This is a genomic window from Micromonospora sp. NPDC047620 (assembly GCF_043205005.1).
Classification (GTDB): Bacteria; Actinomycetota; Actinomycetes; order Mycobacteriales; family Micromonosporaceae; genus Micromonospora.
Window position 1 is genome coordinate 40,546 of record NZ_JBIDDG010000011.1, and the last position, 17,976, is coordinate 58,521.

Sequence of the window (17,976 nt, forward strand, 5' to 3'; positions counted from 1 at the left end):
GTTTCGGGGGGAGTTACCGATCGTGAGCGAGTTGTCCCACGGCGTCCGGCTCGGGGTGGACGTCGGGCAGGTCCGGGTGGGGGTGTCGCGCTCCGACCCGCACGGGGTGCTGGCCACCCCGCTGGTCACCCTCGCCCGCGACCTCACGGCGGGCCCGGACGCGGTGCCGAGCGACATCGCCGAGCTCGCCGCGCTGGTGGCCGAGCACGAGGCGGTCGAGGTCGTCGTCGGCCTTCCGGTCAATCTCGCCGGCAAGCACGGTCCGGCGGCCGTCCACGCCAAGGCGTACGCTGACCGACTGGCTGATGTAATAGCGCCTGTTCCGGTGGCGCTCACCGACGAGAGGATGTCCACGGTCGTGGCGTCTCGTAGGCTTGCCGAGCGTGGTGTCCGGGGGAAACGGCAACGGGCGGTGGTCGACCAGGCTGCCGCGGTGGAGATTCTGCAGAGCTGGCTGGACGCGCAGCGGAGGCGGACACGATGATCGACGATCTGGACCTCGGGTTCGACGAGCAGGAGCGGGGGGAGAAGGGCAAACACCGGCGCAGCGCCATGCGTAAGCGCGACGGGCGCTCCGGCGGCGGGCGGGGCAAGACCGTCCTGGCCCTGCTGCTCGCTCTGGTCCTGCTGGGCGGGATCGGGGGCGGCGCGTTCTACGGCTTCGACCGGATCCAGGGCTACTTCGTGACGCCCGACTACGACGGCACGGGCACCGGCGAGGTCACCGTCGAGATCAAGAAGGGCGCGCTGATCGCCGACATGGCCGACGCGCTGGTCGCCGCCGACGTGGTGAAGAGCGCCAAGGCGTTCATCGAGGCTGCCGAGGCCAACTCGCGCAGCAAGAACATCCAGCCGGGCACGTACAAGCTGCGCAAGCAGATGAGCGGCGAGAGCGCGGTCACCGCGATGCTCGACCTGAAGAACCGGATCGTCAACGGGGTCACCATCCCGGAGGGTCGGACGGCGAAGAACGTCTACAAGCTTCTCTCCGACGAGACCAAGATCCCGGTGAAGGACTTCGAGGCGGCGGCGAAGGACCCGCTCGCGCTCGGCGTGCCGGACTGGTGGTTCAAGCGCACCGACGGCAAGAAGGTCAAGCCGTCGATCGAGGGCTTCCTCTACCCGGACACCTACGAGATCCCGCCGAAGGCGACCGCGGAGACCATCTTGACGCTGATGGTCGAGAACTTCCTCACCGTCACCGGGGAGATGCAGTTCGCCGACCGGGTGCAGAAGGAGCGCGGCGGCATCAGCCCGTACGAGGCGCTGATCGTCGCGTCGCTGGCCCAGGCCGAGGCGGGGAACAAGGACGACCTGGGCAAGGTCGCCCGGGTGGCGTACAACCGGGTCTTCGGCGAGTTCGACTGCAACTGCCTGGAGATGGACGTCACGGTCAACTACTACCTGGAGCTGACCGGGCAGAAGACCAAGCGGTCCGCGGACATGACCCCGGCAGAACTGGACAACCCGAAGAACCCGTATAACCGCAAGCTGAAGGGCCTGGTGCCCACCCCGATCAACAACCCGGGCAAGCAGGCCATGGAAGGCGCGATGAACCCGCCGGACGGCAAGTGGCTCTTCTTCGTGGCGATCGACGACAAGGGCCACTCGGCCTTCGCCGAGACCTACGAGGAGCACCTGAAGAACGAGGCCAAGGCCAAGGAGGCCGGGATCATCTGATGGCGGCTACACGGCGGGCGGGGGTGCTCGGCAAGCCGATCGCGCACTCCCTCTCCCCGGTGATCCACAACGCCGGCTACGCGGCGGCGGGGCTGGCCGGGTGGTCGTACACCCGGATCGAGTGCGCGGCGGCGGAGCTGCCGGACGTGGTCGCCGGCCTGGGCCCGGAGTGGGCCGGGCTGTCGGTGACGATGCCGGGCAAGGAGGCGGCGCTCGCGGTGGCCGACGAGGTGTCCCCGGTCGCCGCCGCCGTCGGCGCCGCCAACACGCTGGTACGCCGCCCGGGCGGCTCCTGGTACGCCGACAACACGGACGTCGTCGGCATGGTCGAGGTGCTCACCGACGCCGGGGTGCGCCCCGGCGCGACGGTGACGGTGCTCGGCGCGGGCGGCACCGCGCGGGCGGCGGTGGCGGCGGCGGGGCGGCTCGGCGCCCGCGCGGTGACCGTGGTGGCCCGCCGGCCGGAGGCGGTCGAGGAGCTGCGCCCGGTGGCCCGCGCGGTCGGCGTGGAGCTGGCCGGCGCGCCCTGGGCCGACGCGGCAGGGCGGTGCCGGGCCGACGTGGTGGTCTCGACCGTGCCGAAGGGCGTCGCCGACCCGCTCGCGGAGACCGTCGCCTGGCGGCCGGAGACGGTGCTCTTCGACGCGCTCTACGACCCGTGGCCGACGCCGCTGGCCGCCTCGGCCCAGGCGGCCGGCTGCCGGATCGTCTCCGGGCTCGACCTGCTCCTGGCCCAGGCGGTGGGCCAGTTCGAGCACTTCACCGGCGTCACCGCCCCCCGGGCCGCGATGGCCGCCGCGCTGGCCGCCGCCCGCGCCGCCTGACCGTCCCCGCCGGACGGGACCCTCCCCTGTGGTTGTCCAGGGCATCCTTAGGCGACGGTTAAGACGCGCTTACGTCCCGCTGTCCTGCCCACGTCACGTGGTGGTCGTGGATACGCTGCTGAGCGTCACCGCCCGAGACACAGGGAGTGTTCCTTGAGCAGGCACGGACTGCACCGCCGCACCCGACACCACGGCCCACGGCGCAAGGCCGTGCTGCTCGGCGTGGTCGGCACCACCGTGGTCGCCGGCATCGCCGCCACCACGGTGCCGCTGCTGGCCGCCGACGACGTGTCGATCCGGGCGACGGCGGACACCACGGCGACGACGGTGCCGCAGGACGGCGACAACGGCGCGAAGACCACGCTGGCGACCTGCGCGGCCCGCTGCGACGGCAACCCGCGCGGGGCTCGGGAGGCGGTCATCCGGTTCGCGGTGACCAACCTGCCGGCGTCCGCCGTCAACATCAGGGCCACGCTGCGGGTGCACGCCTGGCAGAGGTTCCCCGCGGCGGTGACCGCGTACGCGTCCACGGCCGACGCCGGCGCGGCGCGCCCGGCGCCGACGCCGCCGGGCCCGGCCCTGGACGCCGTGTCCCCGGTGGCGGCGGGCTTCAACGAGTGGGACGTCTCGGCCCTCGTCAGGGGGAACGGCACCTGGACGGTCTCGCTGGCCCAGACCGGCCTGGAAACGCGGATCTACTGGGCGTCGACGGAGAACCGCAACCCCGACCTGCGCCCGCGCCTGGAGATCCGCTACGACGTCGGCACCCCGCCCACGCCGGCGGTGACCAGCGCCGCGCCCTCGCCGAGCCGGACGGTGGCGCCCACGCCCGCGCCACGGCCGACCCCCAGCGCCAGCCCGACCCGTGCCACGCCGCGCCCGTCGGCGAGCCCGTCCGGCGGCACCGGGCGGTGCGGCGAGGTGTCGGGCAAGCTGGTCCCCTCGTGCGGCGCCTGGTGGGGGATGTACTCCCCGGCTGGCGCGGCCGACGGGTGGGACCACGGGGCGGCGGTCGCCGAGGTGGAGGCACAGGCCGGGCGGAAGTTCGACATCGTGCACCGCTACCACGACTTCTCCGGCACCGGCAGCAACGGCGCGTTCCCGGACGCCTACCAGCGGCAGCAGATGCGCGAGGGCCGGCTGATGTTCTTCGCCTGGGAGTCCCGCATCTTCTCCTCCGGCACCGTGCTGACCTGGCGGGACGTCTACAGTGGCCGGTACGACGCCACCATCGACGCGGTCGCCGGGCGGATCCGCGACACCGGCGTGCCGGTCTTCATGGGCTTCGACCACGAGCCGGAGGACGAGCCGGCGAAGGGCAGCGACGCCGACTTCGTCCGCGCCTGGCGGCACGTGCACGACCGGTTCGTCGCGGCGGGCGCCCACAACGCCGTCTGGGTGTGGACGATGATGGGCTGGTCCGGCCACTATGACCGGTACGCCGCCCTCTACCCCGGCGACCGGTACGTCGACTGGGTGGGCTACGACCCGTACAACTTCCACGTCTGCAACGGCAGCACGGTGTGGAAGAGCCCCGCCACCACCGTCGGCGGCTTCTACCGCTGGCTGGACGAGCACCGCCTCGGCGTCGGCAAGCCGCGGATGCTCGCCGAGTTCGGCACCAACTTCAACGCGGCCGACCCGGACGCCAAGCGGCGCTGGTTCGAGGAGTTCCCGGCGGCGCTCAAGGCGCACCCGAAGATCAAGGCCGCCATCTACTTCAACTCCGCAGGGATGACCCGCCGGTCGAGCACATGCGACATGACGATGAACCACGACGCCTCGGCGGTGGCCGGGTTCGCCCGCGCCGGTCGCGACAACTACCTGCGGCAGCCCACGGGAGGGAGTCGCTGACCGTCGGCGCGCGCCGGCGGACGACCGGAAGAGTCGGACATCCGACAGAACACACGGTCTGTCGCTTGCGGAGGCACTGACCGCCCAATCGGCGGATATCGCCGACCGCGGTGGGCGAGGCACGCTACGCGGGTCTTCTTCCACCTTGGAGGCGTAGCGTGCCCGAAATCCCGCGCTTCCGGCGATCCGCCGGATTCCGCACCCGGGCGGGGGTGGTCGCGCTGGTGACCGTCGCCGCCGTGCTGGCCGTCCCCACCGGAACCTCGGCCGCCGTGGTGCCGGCCCCCGAACCGGCGACCCTGGTCTCGGCGAACCCCGCCGACGCCACCCCCCACGCCAGGGACGGCGAGACCCGCGCCTTCGCGCAGGTCGGCTCCATGGTGTACGTCGGCGGCAGCTTCACCCAGATCCGGCAGACCGCCAGCGCGGCGTGGACGACGCAGCGCTACCTCTTCGCGTACGACCGGGCCACCGGGACGATCTCGACCGCCTTCCTGCCGGTGCTCGACGGCGCGGTCAACACGCTCGTCGCCGGGCCCGGCGGCACGCTGATCGTCGGCGGCGCCTTCAAGACCGTCAACGGCGTCTCGCGTAAGAACCTGGTGGCGCTCGACCCGGCCACCGGCGCGATCGTCGACAGCTGGGTCGGCCGCTCCGACGGCGGCACCGTCCGCGACCTGGCCCTGCACGGCAACCACCTCTACGTGGCCGGCGCGTTCAACTGGCTCAACGGCACCGCGCACGCCGGCCTGGGCCGGCTCAACGCCACCACCGGCGCGATCGACCCGACCTTCAACGTCAACGCCACCGTCGGGCGCCACGACACCACCTCGTACGTCTGGACCATCGACGTCGCCCCGGACGGCGCCACCCTGGCCGTCGGCGGCAACTTCATGTACGTCAACGGCCTGCCGCGCAACCAGATGGCGCTGGTCGACCTGTCCGGCACGCCGACGGTGCTGGACTGGAGCACCGAGAAGTTCGTGCCGCCGTGCGCGGCGCCGGCGACCTTCGTGCACTACGTGCAGGACGTCAAGTTCGGCGCCGACAGCAGCTGGTTCGTCGTCGGCACCAACGGCGGCGCGGGCTGGCCGGCCGCGTACTGCGACGCGCTGGTGCGGTTCGAGACCGCCGCCCGGGGCGCCGGCCAGCTCGGCACCTGGGTCGACTACACCGGCAACGACACCATCACCTCCGTCGAGGTCGCCGACAACGTCATCTACCTCGGCGGGCACTTCCGCTGGCTGAACAACCCCAACGCCAGCGACGCGGCCGGCCCTGGCGCGGTCGACCGGCTCGGCATCGCCGCGGTCACCCCCGCCACCGGCATGCCGGTGAACTGGAACCCCCGCCGCAGCGGCAGCGCGTCGATGCCGGCCGGCACCAGCAACTGGGGCTCGTCGGTGCCGGTGCTCTGGCGCGGCAGCGACGGCCTCTACTTCGGCCACAACTCCGACGGCATGGGCAACGAGTACCACGGCCGGCTCGGCATGTTCCCGCTGACCGGCGGGCGCACCATCATCCCGAAGAACGCGCCGACCGCAGCCGCCGGCAACCTCTACGTCGGCACCGGGCCCGGCGAGTTGGCGAAGGTGCCGTTCGACGGCACCGCCGTCGGCGCCCCGACCACGGTCAGCCAGCCGAACTACACGGCGGCCGGCGCCACCTGGCGGGTGGCCGACCGGATCTACTGGTCGCACACGGTCGCCGGCACCCCCACCGGCAGCCGGATCGACATCTCGATGTTCAACGGCGGCGCGATCGGCGTGCCGTGGGAGGCGTCCGGCTACAACGACTGGTTCAACCCGGCGGCGATGACCGGCGCGTTCTATCTCGACGGTCGCCTCTACTACACCCGGGCGGGCGCGAGCGGCCTCTACTACCGCTACTTCGAGATCGACGGCAACTACCTCGGCGCCACCGAGTTCACCCTGCCCACCACCGGGGTCACCTGGTCGGCGGTGCGCGGCATGGCCTGGGTCGCCGGCAGGATCGTGTACGGCGCCACCGACGGGACGCTGCGCAGCGTCCCGTTCGACCCGACGGCCGCCCCGGCGGTCAACGGGACGGCGGCGACGGTGATCTCGCCGGCGGTCGCCGGTGTGACGTGGTCGACCCCGTCGACGTTCTTCTCCGTGCAGTGAGGGTCAACCGTTCGTAACGGACATCGGTAGATTGTTCGCGTTGGGCCGGCGACGGATCAACCGTCGCCGGCCCACCACGTAGGGAGGGCCGTTGGACGGCGCGGGTGCCATCCGCCGGGGGTTCGTGGTGCGGGCCGTCTTCGCGGTCAAGCGCGGCTGGTACCGGCTGCGCTATCCCCGGCTGACGCTCGGGCGGGGCGTGGAGATCCGCGGCCGGATCCGGCTGCGCCGGGGCGTACGGGTGAGCATCGGTGACCGCACCCGGCTGAACAAGCTCGTCCGCTTCGCCGGTCCCGGCGAGGTGCGGGTCGGCGCCGACTGCCTGCTGAACGCCACCTGGATCGGCACCTGGACGTCGGTCACGATCGGCGACCGGTGCCTGCTCTCGGACTGCGAACTGCTGGACAACGACTTCCACAACCTGCCCCCCGAGCAGCGGCACGACCCGCCCGTCCCGGCCACCCGCGCCCCGATCACGATCGAGGACAACGTGTGGATCGGGGCGCACGCCCTGGTGATGAAGGGTGTGCGGATCGGCCGGGACAGTGTCGTGGGCGCCGCCACGGTGGTCCGCACGGACGTGCCGCCGCGAGTCGTGGTCGCCGGAAATCCACAACAGACGGTGAAGAAGTTCCATGACTGATGTTCCTCCCGCTTCCTGGCCCGCCGGCGTCCCCACCGGTGGCGGGGCGGGCCGCACCGTCACGCTGACCGACCTGCTCCGCGTCCCGCTGCACCGGATCCGGCTGGTGGCGGCCGTCGCCGCGGTCGGCCTGGCCGCCGCGCTCGGCTACGTACTCCTCGTCCCCGCCGCGGTGACCGCCAGCGCGGTCGTGGCGGTCCGCCCCGTCGTCACGGACGCGTTCACGCCCAGCGGGGCCAACGCCGAGCGGGCGGTGAACATGAACGTGGAGAGCGGCATCGCCACCGGCACCGAGGTGGTGCAGCGGCTCGCCGACGCGGGCGGGCTGGACCCGCGCGAGGTGCGCGACGCCCTGGAGGTGGAGGTGCCCACCGGCGGGCAGATCCTGCGCTTCGTCTACTCGGCCCCCACGGCCGAGCAGGCGGTGGAGAGTGTCAACCTGGCCGCCCGGGCCTACCTGGACGTGCGCCGGGCGATGTACGAGAAGCAGCGGGCGGAGATGCTGCGCTCGTACGACGAGAGCATCAGCAAGGTGGCCGCCCAGCAGGACGCCCTACAGAAGCGGGTCAACAACGCCCGGGAGGGTGCCGTCGACGCGGCGGTGACCGAGCTGGCCGGCATCAACAACCAGCTCACCCAGCTCAACGCGGCGCGTACGGAGATCGCCGCCGTCGACGTCAACCCCGGCTGGGTTACCCAGACCGCCGAGCGGGCCCTGGCCTCCTCCGCCGGGAACCGCCCGCTCTACCTGCTCGCCGGCCTGCTCGGCGGGACGCTGCTCGGCGTGGTGCTGGCGTACGCCTGGGAGTCCGTCGACCGGCGGATCCGGTCGGTGGACGACGGGCGCGACGCCACCGGCCTGCCGCTGCTCGGCACGGTGCGCAGCCGCGGGTGGCGCGGTCGCAAGGAGGCGGTCGACGCCGACATCCGGTACGTGGCGATGGCCATCGCCGAGCGGGTGCGCCAGCCCGCCCGGGTGTCGCTGCTGACCTCCCGCGAGGAGGACGCGACGGCCATCACCGCCGGGCTGGCGGTGGCCCTGGCGGCGGTCGGCCGGGAGGTCTTCGTCGCCGACGACAGCGGCCGCACCGACCGGCTGCGCGACACGGTGCTCGCCGACCGGGAGCGGCTGCCCGCCGCGGCCGACCCGTCCCGCCCCGCCGTCCCCAAGCCCCGCCCGGCCGGCTCCGCGGACCCGGCAGCCGGCGGCACCTCCCCGCCGGCGGCCCGCCGCCCGTCGCCGCACCCGCCCGGCGCGCGCCCGTCCACCGACCCGGACGCCACGCTCACCCTGCCCCGGGTCGCCTCCTCGGCGAGCGGCGGGGACAGCCGGGTGACGGGCGCCGACCCGGTGACCGTGGGCGCGGGCAGCGTCCGGTTCGGCACCTGGCGGCAGGGCGCCGACCACAGCCTCGTGCTGTTCAACGCCCCGCCGGCCGAGTCCGACGAGCGCGGCGTCGCCGTCGCCCGGCAGGGCACCGCGGTGGTGGTGGTCGAGCGCGACCGCACCCGACAGAACGACCTGCGCCGGCTCGTGGAGCGGCTGCGCGCCGCCGGGGTCAACCCGCTCGGCTTCGTGCTGACCCGCAGCGGCCGGGGCTGACCCATGCCCGTCACCCGCGCGCCGGCCACGAGCGAGCCGGCCGGCGGCCCGGACGGCGCCGCCCCGCCAACGCAGCCGCCGGCCCCGCCCCGGCTGCCGCTGTGGCCGCTGGCGGCGATGTTCGGCCTGGTGCCGCTCTGGTGGCTGACCGGCGCGTTCTATCTCGGCTGGCCGTTGCTCGGCGCGCTGCTGTTCGCGCTGCTGGTGATCCGGGGGCGGGTGCCGCTGCCCCCGGCCGCCGGGATCTGGCTGCTGTTCCTGGCCGTCGTCCTGGTCAGCGCCACCCAGCTCCAGTCGCCGGCCTCGGTGCTGACCTTCGGCCTGCGGCTCGCCTTCTACGTCACCGCGCTCGTGGTCGGCGTCTACGTCTACGCGGTCGCCCGGGAACGCGCCGACCTGGTCGCGGTGCTCGTGCCGCTCTGCGCGTTCTGGTTCGCGCTGGTCGCGCTCGGCTGGCTGGGCGTGCTGGCGCCCCGGTTCGCGCTGACCACCCCGGTGGAGGTGCTGCTCCCGGGCGGGGTGGCCGGCAACCCGTTCATCCGGGACATGGTCCACCTGAGCACCGCCGAGTACAGCGAGCGGTCACTGAACCCGATCTACCGGCCGGCCGCGCCGTTCGCGTACACGAACAACTTCGGCAGCGCGTACGCGATGACCCTGCCCTGCGTGGTCGCCTTCACCATGCTGCGCCGGCGCGGCGCGCTGCGCTGGGCGCTGCTGGCGTCGCTGCCGCTGTCGCTGGTCCCGGCCTTCCTCACGCTCAACCGGGCGATGTTCCTCAGCCTCGGCGCCGGGCTCGCGGTGCTCGGCGTCCGGGCCGCCCTGCGCGGCAACGTCCGGGTGGCCGCGTCGATCGTCGGCGTGGTGGTCATCGGCGGCGTCGCCACCCTGTTCATCCCGATCGCCGAGCTGATCGGCAACCGCGTCGAGTCCAGCGACACGAACACCGACCGGCTCTCGCTCTACGTCGAGGTGATCCGCCGGGTGAAGGAGTCGCCGTGGCTCGGCTACGGCGCGCCGGTCAACGTGGACACCGTCACGGCCCAGGCGCCCATCGGCACCCAGGGGCAGCTGTGGATGGTGCTGTTCAGCCACGGCGTCCCCGCGCTGCTGTGCTTCCTCGCCTGGTTCGTCGTCGCCGCGTTGATCTGTGCCCGCGCCACCTCGGCCGCCGGGCAGTGGCTGTCCGTGGTGCCGGTGATCTGCCTGGTGCAGATCCCGTTCTACGGCATGGCCAACCAGAACCTCGCGGTCGCCTTCTTCGCCGTCGCCTTCGCGATGGTGCTCACCGAGCGGGAGGCGTCGGTCCGGCCGTATCACCTCCGCCCGGTCGGCCCGGAGGCGGTGCCGGCATGACCGCCGCCACCCGCCCGCCGGCCGGCGCCGTCGCCGCCGCCGGCCCGCCGGCCGACGACACGGAGACCCGGCGCAGCGCCCGCAGCGGGGCCGCCGGGCTGGTCGGCGCGGCCACCAGCGGCCTCTTCGGCTTCCTGCTCGCGGTCGTCATCACCCGCGGCTACGGCACGGTCGGCTCCGGCGCGTTCTTCGCCGCGATCGGCGTGGTCACCGTCGCCACCGCCGTCTGCACCCTCGGCGCCGAGACCGGGCTGATGTGGGCGCTGCCCCGACGCCGCTCCGGCGCCGACGGCGACGCCGCCCGGGTGCTGCCGGTGGCGCTGTTGCCGCCGCTGCTGGCCGCGGTCCTCGTCGCCGTGGCGGGGGTGCTCGCCGCGGACGCGCTCGCCCCGCGCCTGCTCGACGGATCCGACGCCGACGGGGCGGCCCTGCTGGCGGTCAGTTTCGCCGCGGTGCCGGTGGTGGTGGCGATGACGCTGCTGCTTGCCGCGTTGCGCTGCGTCCGCTCCATCCGGGCGTACGTCGGGGTGCAGTTCTTCCTGCTGCCGGTGGCGCGGCCGGTGCTGGTCGGCGCGGCGGTGCTCGCCGGCGGCGGCCTGCTCGCCGGCATGACCGGCTGGCTGGTCCCGGCGGCGCTCGCCCTGCTGGCCTGCCTGACGCTGGTCGCGGGCCCGCTCGGCGTCGGCCGGGGCGCGGCGCTGCGGCCGCAGCGCGCCGACTGGTCGGCCTTCTGGCGCTTCGCCCTGCCCCGGGCCGCCTCCGCGGCGATCGACGCCGGCAACATGTGGGTGGGCGTGCTGCTCACCTCGGTGCTGGCCGGCCCGGCCGACGCCGGCGTGTTCGGCGCCGTGGGGCGTTACATCCTCGCCGGCCAACTGGCCATGCAGGGGCTGCGGGTGGCGGTGTCGCCGCAGCTGTCCCGGCTGCTCGGGCGGGGGGAGCGGGGTGCGGCGGCCGCCGTGCACCGGCAGTTGACCACCTGGGGGCTGGTGCTGTCCTGGCCGGTCTACCTGCTGCTCGCCGTCTTCGGCCTGGCGTTCCTCCAGCTCTTCGGGCCGGAGTTCACCGCCGGCGCCCCCGCGATGACCGTGCTCGCGCTGGCCATGCTGGTCAACACCGGGGTCGGCAACGTGCAGAGCCTGCTGCTCATGGGCGGCCGCAGCGGCCTGCACCTGGCCGCCACGCTGGCCGGGCTGGTGGTCACCGTCTCCCTCGGCCTGTGGCTGATCCCGGCGCACGGCGCGACCGGCGCCGCCCTGGCCTGGGCGCTCGGCATCGCCACCGAGAACCTCACCGCGGCATGCTGCGCCCGGGTCGTGGTCGGCCAGCCGCTGGTCGACGCGGCGATGCTGCGGGCCGGGGCGGCCACCGTCGCCGGGGTCGGGCTCGCGGCGACGGTCGGGGTGCTGGCCGGCGGGCGGGGGATCGGCGGGCTGGCGGTGGCGGTGGGCGTGCTGGCCGCCGGCTGCGTCGGCTTGCTGACGTTGCCCCGGGTGCGAGGCGGCATCCGGGCGACCATGGTGCAGATCCGTGGGCGGCGGGAGGCGGCCCCGGCCGCCGCCGGGCCCGCCCCGGAGGAGTCGAAGGGCAGGTGAGGTCCGTCGTGCCGTCCATCCGTGACCGGGTGAAGCAGCTCGTCCCCACCCAGGTGACGAACCGGGTGAAGGAGTCCCTCGTCGACTACGGGGTGCGCACCAGCGACCGGCGGCCCCTGCCGGACTTCCTCATCATCGGCACCAAACGGGGCGGCACGACGTCGCTGTGGAACTACCTCATCCAGCATCCGCTGGTGCCCCGGCTCTTCCCGGCGTGGAACACGAAGTCCGCGCACTACTTCGAGGAGCACTGGCGGCGCGGCGAGGCCTGGTACCGGTCGCACTTCCCGACGCAGCGGCAGCGGGAGGCGCTGGCGAGGCGGTACGGCGGGCCGGTCCGGGTCGGCGAGGCGGCACCGCTGTACATGTTCCACCCCCTCGCCGCCCAGCGGGTCGCCGCGCTGATGCCGTCGGTGCGGCTGATCGTGCTGCTGCGCGACCCGGTGGAGCGGGCGTACTCGCACTGGAAGGAGCGGCGGACGCACGGCATCGAGCCGCTCGACTTCGCCGCCGCGCTCGCCGCCGAGGAGGAGCGCACGGCGGGGGAGCGGGAGCGGCTGATCGCGGAGCCGGAGTACTTCAGCGAGCCGTACGACTGGTACACCTACCGCGCCCGGGGCCGCTACCTGGAGCACCTGGAGCCGTGGCTGGAACGGTTCGACCGGGAGCAGATCCTCTTGCTGCCCAGCGAGGACCTCTACCGCGACGCCCGGTCCACCTACCGCCGGACGCTGGACTTCCTCGGCCTGCCCCCGCACGACCTGCCCGACTTCAAGGTCTACAACGACCGCCGCTCGGCGCCCCTCGAGCCGGTGGTGCGCGCCGAGCTGACCGAGTACTACCGCCCGTACAACGACGCGTTGCGGCAGCGGCTGGGACTGGACCTCGACTGGGCGGACCGGGCCGCGTGACGGCGCGGGTCGCCGCGCCGGCCGATCCCCGGTCCCGGACGGACGGGCTGGGCTGGGTCACCCGGGCGGTGTTCGGCGACGAGCGGCTCGCCCTGACCGTGGGCGGCCCCCCGCCGCCCGGCCATCGCGCCGTCGCCCGGTACGCGGTCGTCCCGTCGGTCGTCCGGGCCCGGTTCCTGCTGCCGCTCGGCGCGCCCCGGGCCACGGCCGCCTCGCTGCTGGCGTACAACGCGTTGCGCCCGCCGAAGGTGCGGGCGGTGCGGGCCGCGCTCGGCGGGCTCGCCCGGGTCGGCGCGGTCGACCTGGCCCCGTTCCCGCGGCTCACCGTGTCGCTGCCCGACGGGCTCGCCGCCGGCGAGGTGCTGCTGGCGGGGCGGCTGGCCGGCGCGCTCGGTGGCCCGTCGGTCTACGCGGCCTGCGGGGTCCGCCCGCCGGACCCGAACCACAAGCCCACCCTGCAACTGTTCGACCCGGCCGGCCGGCCCCTCGGCTACGCCAAGATCGGCTGGAACGGCGCCACCCGGGCGTTGGTGACCGCCGAGGCGGCGGCCCTGCGCGAGCTGCCGGCGGTGGCCGGGACGCCCGACCACCCGGCGGCGCCCCGGCTGCTGGCCGAGGTGACCGCCGCCGGGCAGGTCATCGCGCTGGTCGAGCCGCTGCCGCCCGAGGTGCGGGGGGTGCCGGCCGGCGACCCGCCGCGGCTGGCGGCGCTGCTCGCGGTGGCCCGCCGGGGCCGCCCGCCAGCCTCGCCGCGCCCGTTGGCCGGGTCGGCCTTCCTGGCCCGGCTCGCCGCCGAGGCACAGCGGGCCGCCGCCGGCACGCCCGACGGGCCCCGGGCGGTCGCCGCCGTGGCCGCGCTGGCCCGCCGGCACGGGGACACGGCCGTCGAGTTCGGGCACTGGCACGGCGACTGGGTGCCCTGGAACCTGGGCGTGCACGCCGGCCGCCTGGTCGCCTGGGACTGGGAGCACAGCGGGCCGGACGTGCCGCTGGGGTTCGACCTGGCGCACGACGCGTTCCAGCGCGCCCTGGTGCTGCGGGGTGAGCCGGCGGCGACGGCGGTGCGGGCCGTCGACGCCCACCTCGACCACCACGGCGGCGGGCTGGGGCTCGGGCCGGCGGCGCGCCGGCTGGTGGCCGACGGCTACCTGCTGGAGATGTGGCTGCGCACGTGGCGGCTCGCCGACGCCGGCGCGGGCTGGAACGCCGCGCTGCATCCCGCCCTGCTGGACGCCGTCGAGAAACGACTGTCGCCCGGTCGTCCTATTTGACTGGCGGCAGGCCTGTGATCTGCTGGCGCGTGGCGCCGACCGAAACTCCAAGCGAACGTTGTGGGGAGTCGCGTGGAAACGACAATCGAGGACGCCGACGATCCCGGAGTCCTGCTCCTGGTGGGCTCCAGCGGCGGCCACCTGGCCCAACTGCTCGCACTGCGCCCGTGGTACGAACGCTGGCGCCGCTGCTGGGTCACCTTCGACACGCCCGAGGCGGTCTCGCTGCTCGCCGGTGAGGACCTGGTCCCGGCGCACCACCCGACCACCCGCAACGTGCCGAACCTGCTGCGCAACGCCGTCCTCGCCTGGCGGGTGCTGCGGTCGCGCCGGGTCGCCGCCGTGGTGACCACCGGCGCCGGGGTCGCCGTGCCGTTCGTGGTGCTGGCCCGGCTGCGCCGCATCCCGACCGTCTACATCGAGGTGTACGACCGGATCGACACCCCGACCCTGACCGCCCGACTCTGCCGCCCGTTCCTGTCCGCGATGCTCGTGCAGTGGGACGAGCAGCGCCGCCAGTACCCGGAGGCCACCGTCGTGGGGACCCTGCTGTGACCGCCGAGAGCACCGGAACCACGCCCGCGCACCGGGTCGCCCCCGGATGTCCCCGGCCGCCGCAGGCGGGCCGGGTGCCTCGACCCCGCGACCCCGACGACGTCGCCCGCGCCCGGCTGCTGGTCGCCGTCGGCACCGACAAGCACCCGTTCGGCCGGCTGGTCGGCTGGCTGGAGGAGTGGCATCCCGGCGTCGCCGAGGACGTCGGCCTGACCGTCCAGCACGGACACACCCGGGCGCCCGGCGTGCCCGGGGCGGTGCCGTTCCTCGGCCACGACGAGCTCCAGACCGCCATGGCCGAGGCCGACCTGGTGGTCTGCCACGGCGGGCCGGCCACCATCCTGGAGGCCCGCCGGCACGGTCACCTGCCGATCGTGGTGCCCCGGGACCCGACGCGGGGCGAGCACGTCGACGACCACCAGCAGCTCTTCGCCCGCCGCCTGGGCGCGGCCGGCATGGTGGCGCTGGCCGAGACCCGGGAGGCGCTGGTCGCGGCGCTCACCGCGGGGCTGGCGGACCCGTCCCGGTTCGCCGTCGCGGCCGACCCGGCCGCATCCGAGGCGCGCCGCGCCGCGGTGGAGCAGGTGGGGCGGATCGTGGAGGAACTGGTGGCCGCGTCGACCGGACGACGGCAGCGGGCGAGGTGGCGGCCGTGGGCACGGCCGGACCGGAACGGAGAACGACGATGACCGGACACCCGAGCGTCAGCGTGGTGGTGCCGACCCGGGACCGGCCCGAGCTGCTCCGGGCCGCGGTGCGGGCCGTCCTCGACCAGGACCACCCCGGCCCGGTCGAGGTGGTGGTCGTGTACGACCGGTCCGAGCCCGATTGCTCGCTGGCCGAGCTGTCCCGCCCGGACCGCCTGGTGCGGGTGATCCGCAACGAGCGCACCCCCGGCCTGGCCGGCGCCCGCAACTCGGGCATCCTGGCGGCCACCGGGGAGCTGGTCGCGTTCTGCGACGACGACGACGAGTGGCTGCCCGGCAAGCTGCGGGCCCAGGTCGAGGCGCTCGCCGCCGCCCCTGACGCGGAGTTCGCCAGCTGCGGCATCCGGGTCAGCTACGACGGCCACACCGTCGACCGGGCGCTGCCGAAGGACTCGGTCACCCTGGCCGACCTGCTGCGCGACCGGATGACCGAGCTGCACCCGTCCACCTTCCTGATCCGCGCCGCCGCGCTGCGGAACGGGTTCGGGCTGGTCGACGAGGAGATCCCGGGCAGCTACGCGGAGGACTACGAGTTCCTGCTCCGGGCCGCCCGCAGCGCGCCGCTGGTCAACCTGCGCACGCCGTACGTGCTGGTGCGCTGGCACAAGCGGTCCTACTTCGCGCAGCGCTGGGACACCATCTCCGAGGCGTTGCAGTGGCTGCTGGAGCGCTACCCGGAGTTCGGCACCCAGCCGGCCGGCGAGGCGCGGGTCGCCGGGCAGATCGCCTTCGCCCGGGCCGCCTCCGGCGACCGGCGGGGCGCGATGCGGTGGGCCCGGCACACCATCCGGCGCAACCCGCGCGAGCCGCGGGCGTACCTGGCCCTCGCCGTGGCCGGGCGGGTGGTCCGCGCCGACGCGGTGCTGCGCACCCTGCACAAGCGCGGCCGGGGCATCTGAGCCGGCGGGCCGGCGACGCCGGAACCCGCGGCCCGGGTCATCCAGGGTTCCGGGTCGGTGTCCCCGCCCGAGCGCCCTGTCCCGGCTTCGGGTGCCGGCCGCTCGTCGGACGGCGGCGTCCGCAGGGCGGGACGCGGCGGGCACCGTACGGCGACGGCCACCGGGCGTGACAGACTGACCGCTGTGTTGCGCTGGTTGACTGCAGGGGAATCGCACGGTCCCGCCCTCGTCGCGTTGCTGGAGGGTGTGCCCGCCGGCGTCGAGGTGACCACCGGGGACATCGCCGGTGAGCTGGCCCGGCGCCGGCTCGGCTACGGCCGGGGCGCCCGGATGTCGTTCGAGCAGGACGAGGTCGAGATCATCGGCGGGCTCCGGCACGGGGTGACCCTCGGCAGCCCGGTCGCGATCCGGGTCGGCAACTCCGAGTGGCCCAAGTGGCGCACCGTGATGGCCGCCGATCCGGTCGACCCGGCGGAGCTGGCCAGTCAGGCCCGCAACGCGCCGCTCACCCGCCCCCGGCCGGGCCACGCCGACCTGGCCGGCATGCAGAAGTATGGCCACACCGACGCCCGGCCGATCCTGGAGCGGGCCAGCGCCCGGGAGACCGCCGCCCGGGTCGCCGTCGGCACGGTCGCCAAGGCGCTGGTCCGGCAGGCGCTCGGCATCGAGATCGTCTCCCACGTGGTCGAGCTGGGCCCGGTCGCCGTCAAGCCCGGGCTGCGCCCGACGCCCGAGGACGCCGCCCGCATCGACGCCGACCCGCTGCGTTGCCTCGACCCCGAGGCCAGCGCCCGGATGGTCGCGGAGGTCGACGCCGCGAAGAAGGCCGCCGACACCCTGGGCGGCGTGGTCGAGGTGCTGGCGTACGGGGTGCCGCCGGGCCTGGGCAGCCACGTGCAGTGGGACCGCAAGCTCGACGCCCGGCTCGCCACCGCGCTGATGTCCATCCAGGCGATCAAGGGCGTCGAGATCGGGGACGGCTGGCAGCAGGCGCGCTCCCGCGGCTCCGAGGCGCACGACGAGATCATGCCCACCGCCACCGGCGTACGCCGGGTCACCGACCGGGCCGGCGGGCTGGAGGGCGGCATCACCACCGGCGAGCCGCTGCGGGTGAAGGCCGCGATGAAGCCGATCTCGTCGCTGAACCGGGCCCTGGCGACGGTGGACGTCACCACCGGCGAGCCGGCCACCGCCATCAACCAGCGCTCGGACGTCTGCGCGGTGCCCGCCGCCGCGGTCGTCGCCGAGGCGATGGTGGCGCTGGTGCTGGCCGAGGCGGCCACCGAGAAGTTCGGCGGCGACTCCGTCGCCGAGATCCGCCGCAACCTGGCCGGCTACCTCGACGCGCTGGTGATCCGGTGAGCGCGGGCGGGTCGGCCGGGCGCGGTGGCGCCGGGCGGTGCCGCTGATGGCGCCGGTCTGCGTGCTGGTCGGGGCGCCGGGCTCCGGCAAGACCACCGTCGGGCAGGCGCTCGCGGAGCTGCTCGGGGTCGAGTTCCGCGACACGGACGTGGACATCGCGCGGCTTGCCGGCAAGCCGATCCCGGAGATCTTCATCGACGAGGGGGAGGCCCACTTCCGCGCCCTCGAACGGGCGGCGGTGGCGGCGGCGCTGGCCTCCTGCGAGGGGGTGCTGGCCCTCGGCGGCGGCGCGGTCCTCGCGGAGGAGAACCGCGCCGCCCTGGTCGGGCATCCCGTGGTGCACCTGTCCGTGGAGCTGCCCGACGCCGTCAAGCGGGTCGGGCTGGGGGCGGGCCGGCCGCTGCTGGCGATCAACCCGAGGGCGACGCTGAAGCATCTGCTGGACCAGCGCCGCCCGCTCTACGCCGAGGTGGCCACCGCGACTGTGGTCACCGACGGGCGGGCCCCGGCGGAGATCGCCGCCGAGGTCGCGGCGCTGCTGAAACACTGAGCGACGACCGGTGCGACGCACG

16 protein-coding genes are annotated in these 17,976 nt (G+C 74.7%); all 16 read left to right on the forward strand.

What is annotated here, in order from left to right:
* The first annotated feature begins 22 nt into the window (after positions 1 to 22).
* On the forward strand, positions 23 to 484 hold the full coding sequence (ruvX, locus tag ACGF5C_RS15320) for a Holliday junction resolvase RuvX (RefSeq protein WP_350708988.1): 462 nt from the start codon (positions 23 to 25) through the stop codon (positions 482 to 484).
* On the forward strand, positions 481 to 1,680 hold the full coding sequence (gene mltG, locus ACGF5C_RS15325; RefSeq protein WP_393301786.1) for an endolytic transglycosylase MltG: 1,200 nt from the start codon (positions 481 to 483) through the stop codon (positions 1,678 to 1,680). The genes ruvX and mltG overlap by 4 nt, the downstream gene beginning before the upstream one ends.
* Positions 1,680 to 2,504: a shikimate dehydrogenase gene (locus tag ACGF5C_RS15330; RefSeq protein WP_393301789.1), complete on the forward strand. Its 825-nt coding sequence runs from the start codon at positions 1,680 to 1,682 to the stop codon at positions 2,502 to 2,504. The genes mltG and ACGF5C_RS15330 overlap by 1 nt, the downstream gene beginning before the upstream one ends.
* Before the next feature lie 153 nt (positions 2,505 to 2,657).
* Positions 2,658 to 4,358, forward strand: a complete 1,701-nt coding sequence (locus ACGF5C_RS15335; RefSeq protein ID WP_393301792.1) for a glycosyl hydrolase — start codon at positions 2,658 to 2,660, stop codon at positions 4,356 to 4,358.
* A gap of 212 nt (positions 4,359 to 4,570) precedes the next feature.
* Positions 4,571 to 6,502, forward strand: a complete 1,932-nt coding sequence (locus ACGF5C_RS15340) for a hypothetical protein (RefSeq protein WP_393302213.1) — start codon at positions 4,571 to 4,573, stop codon at positions 6,500 to 6,502.
* Between the two features lie 91 nt (positions 6,503 to 6,593).
* Complete coding sequence (locus tag ACGF5C_RS15345; protein WP_393301795.1) at positions 6,594 to 7,145, forward strand: acyltransferase; 552 nt, start codon at positions 6,594 to 6,596, stop codon at positions 7,143 to 7,145.
* Positions 7,138 to 8,748, forward strand: a complete 1,611-nt coding sequence (locus ACGF5C_RS15350; protein ID WP_393301798.1) for a lipopolysaccharide biosynthesis protein — start codon at positions 7,138 to 7,140, stop codon at positions 8,746 to 8,748. Before ACGF5C_RS15345 ends, ACGF5C_RS15350 begins: the two co-directional genes overlap by 8 nt.
* A 3-nt stretch (positions 8,749 to 8,751) precedes the next feature.
* Positions 8,752 to 10,104, forward strand: a complete 1,353-nt coding sequence (locus tag ACGF5C_RS15355; protein ID WP_393301801.1) for an O-antigen ligase family protein — start codon at positions 8,752 to 8,754, stop codon at positions 10,102 to 10,104.
* Positions 10,101 to 11,699: a lipopolysaccharide biosynthesis protein gene (locus ACGF5C_RS15360; RefSeq protein WP_393301804.1), complete on the forward strand. Its 1,599-nt coding sequence runs from the start codon at positions 10,101 to 10,103 to the stop codon at positions 11,697 to 11,699. Before ACGF5C_RS15355 ends, ACGF5C_RS15360 begins: the two co-directional genes overlap by 4 nt.
* Positions 11,700 to 11,707: 8 nt before the next feature.
* Positions 11,708 to 12,610 carry a sulfotransferase domain-containing protein gene (locus tag ACGF5C_RS15365; RefSeq protein ID WP_393302216.1) on the forward strand — a complete coding sequence of 301 codons (903 nt, stop codon included), beginning with the start codon at positions 11,708 to 11,710 and terminating at the stop codon, positions 12,608 to 12,610.
* Entirely contained in the window at positions 12,607 to 13,881 is a 1,275-nt protein-coding gene (locus ACGF5C_RS15370; RefSeq protein WP_393301807.1) for a hypothetical protein, read from the forward strand. The genes ACGF5C_RS15365 and ACGF5C_RS15370 overlap by 4 nt, the downstream gene beginning before the upstream one ends.
* Positions 13,882 to 13,953: 72 nt before the next feature.
* On the forward strand, positions 13,954 to 14,436 hold the full coding sequence (locus tag ACGF5C_RS15375; protein WP_393301810.1) for a UDP-N-acetylglucosamine--LPS N-acetylglucosamine transferase: 483 nt from the start codon (positions 13,954 to 13,956) through the stop codon (positions 14,434 to 14,436).
* A gap of 74 nt (positions 14,437 to 14,510) precedes the next feature.
* Positions 14,511 to 15,125, forward strand: coding sequence for a glycosyltransferase (locus ACGF5C_RS15380; protein WP_393302220.1), 615 nt, complete (start codon positions 14,511 to 14,513; stop codon positions 15,123 to 15,125).
* The gene (locus ACGF5C_RS15385) at positions 15,122 to 16,042 is read left to right on the forward strand and encodes a glycosyltransferase family 2 protein (RefSeq protein WP_393301813.1); all 921 of its coding nucleotides are present in this window, start codon (positions 15,122 to 15,124) and stop codon (positions 16,040 to 16,042) included. Before ACGF5C_RS15380 ends, ACGF5C_RS15385 begins: the two co-directional genes overlap by 4 nt.
* Before the next feature lie 183 nt (positions 16,043 to 16,225).
* Positions 16,226 to 17,404: a chorismate synthase gene (aroC, locus tag ACGF5C_RS15390; protein WP_393301816.1), complete on the forward strand. Its 1,179-nt coding sequence runs from the start codon at positions 16,226 to 16,228 to the stop codon at positions 17,402 to 17,404.
* Between the two features lie 46 nt (positions 17,405 to 17,450).
* Positions 17,451 to 17,954, forward strand: coding sequence for a shikimate kinase (locus ACGF5C_RS15395; protein ID WP_393301820.1), 504 nt, complete (start codon positions 17,451 to 17,453; stop codon positions 17,952 to 17,954).
* The last annotated feature ends 22 nt before the right edge of the window (positions 17,955 to 17,976 follow it).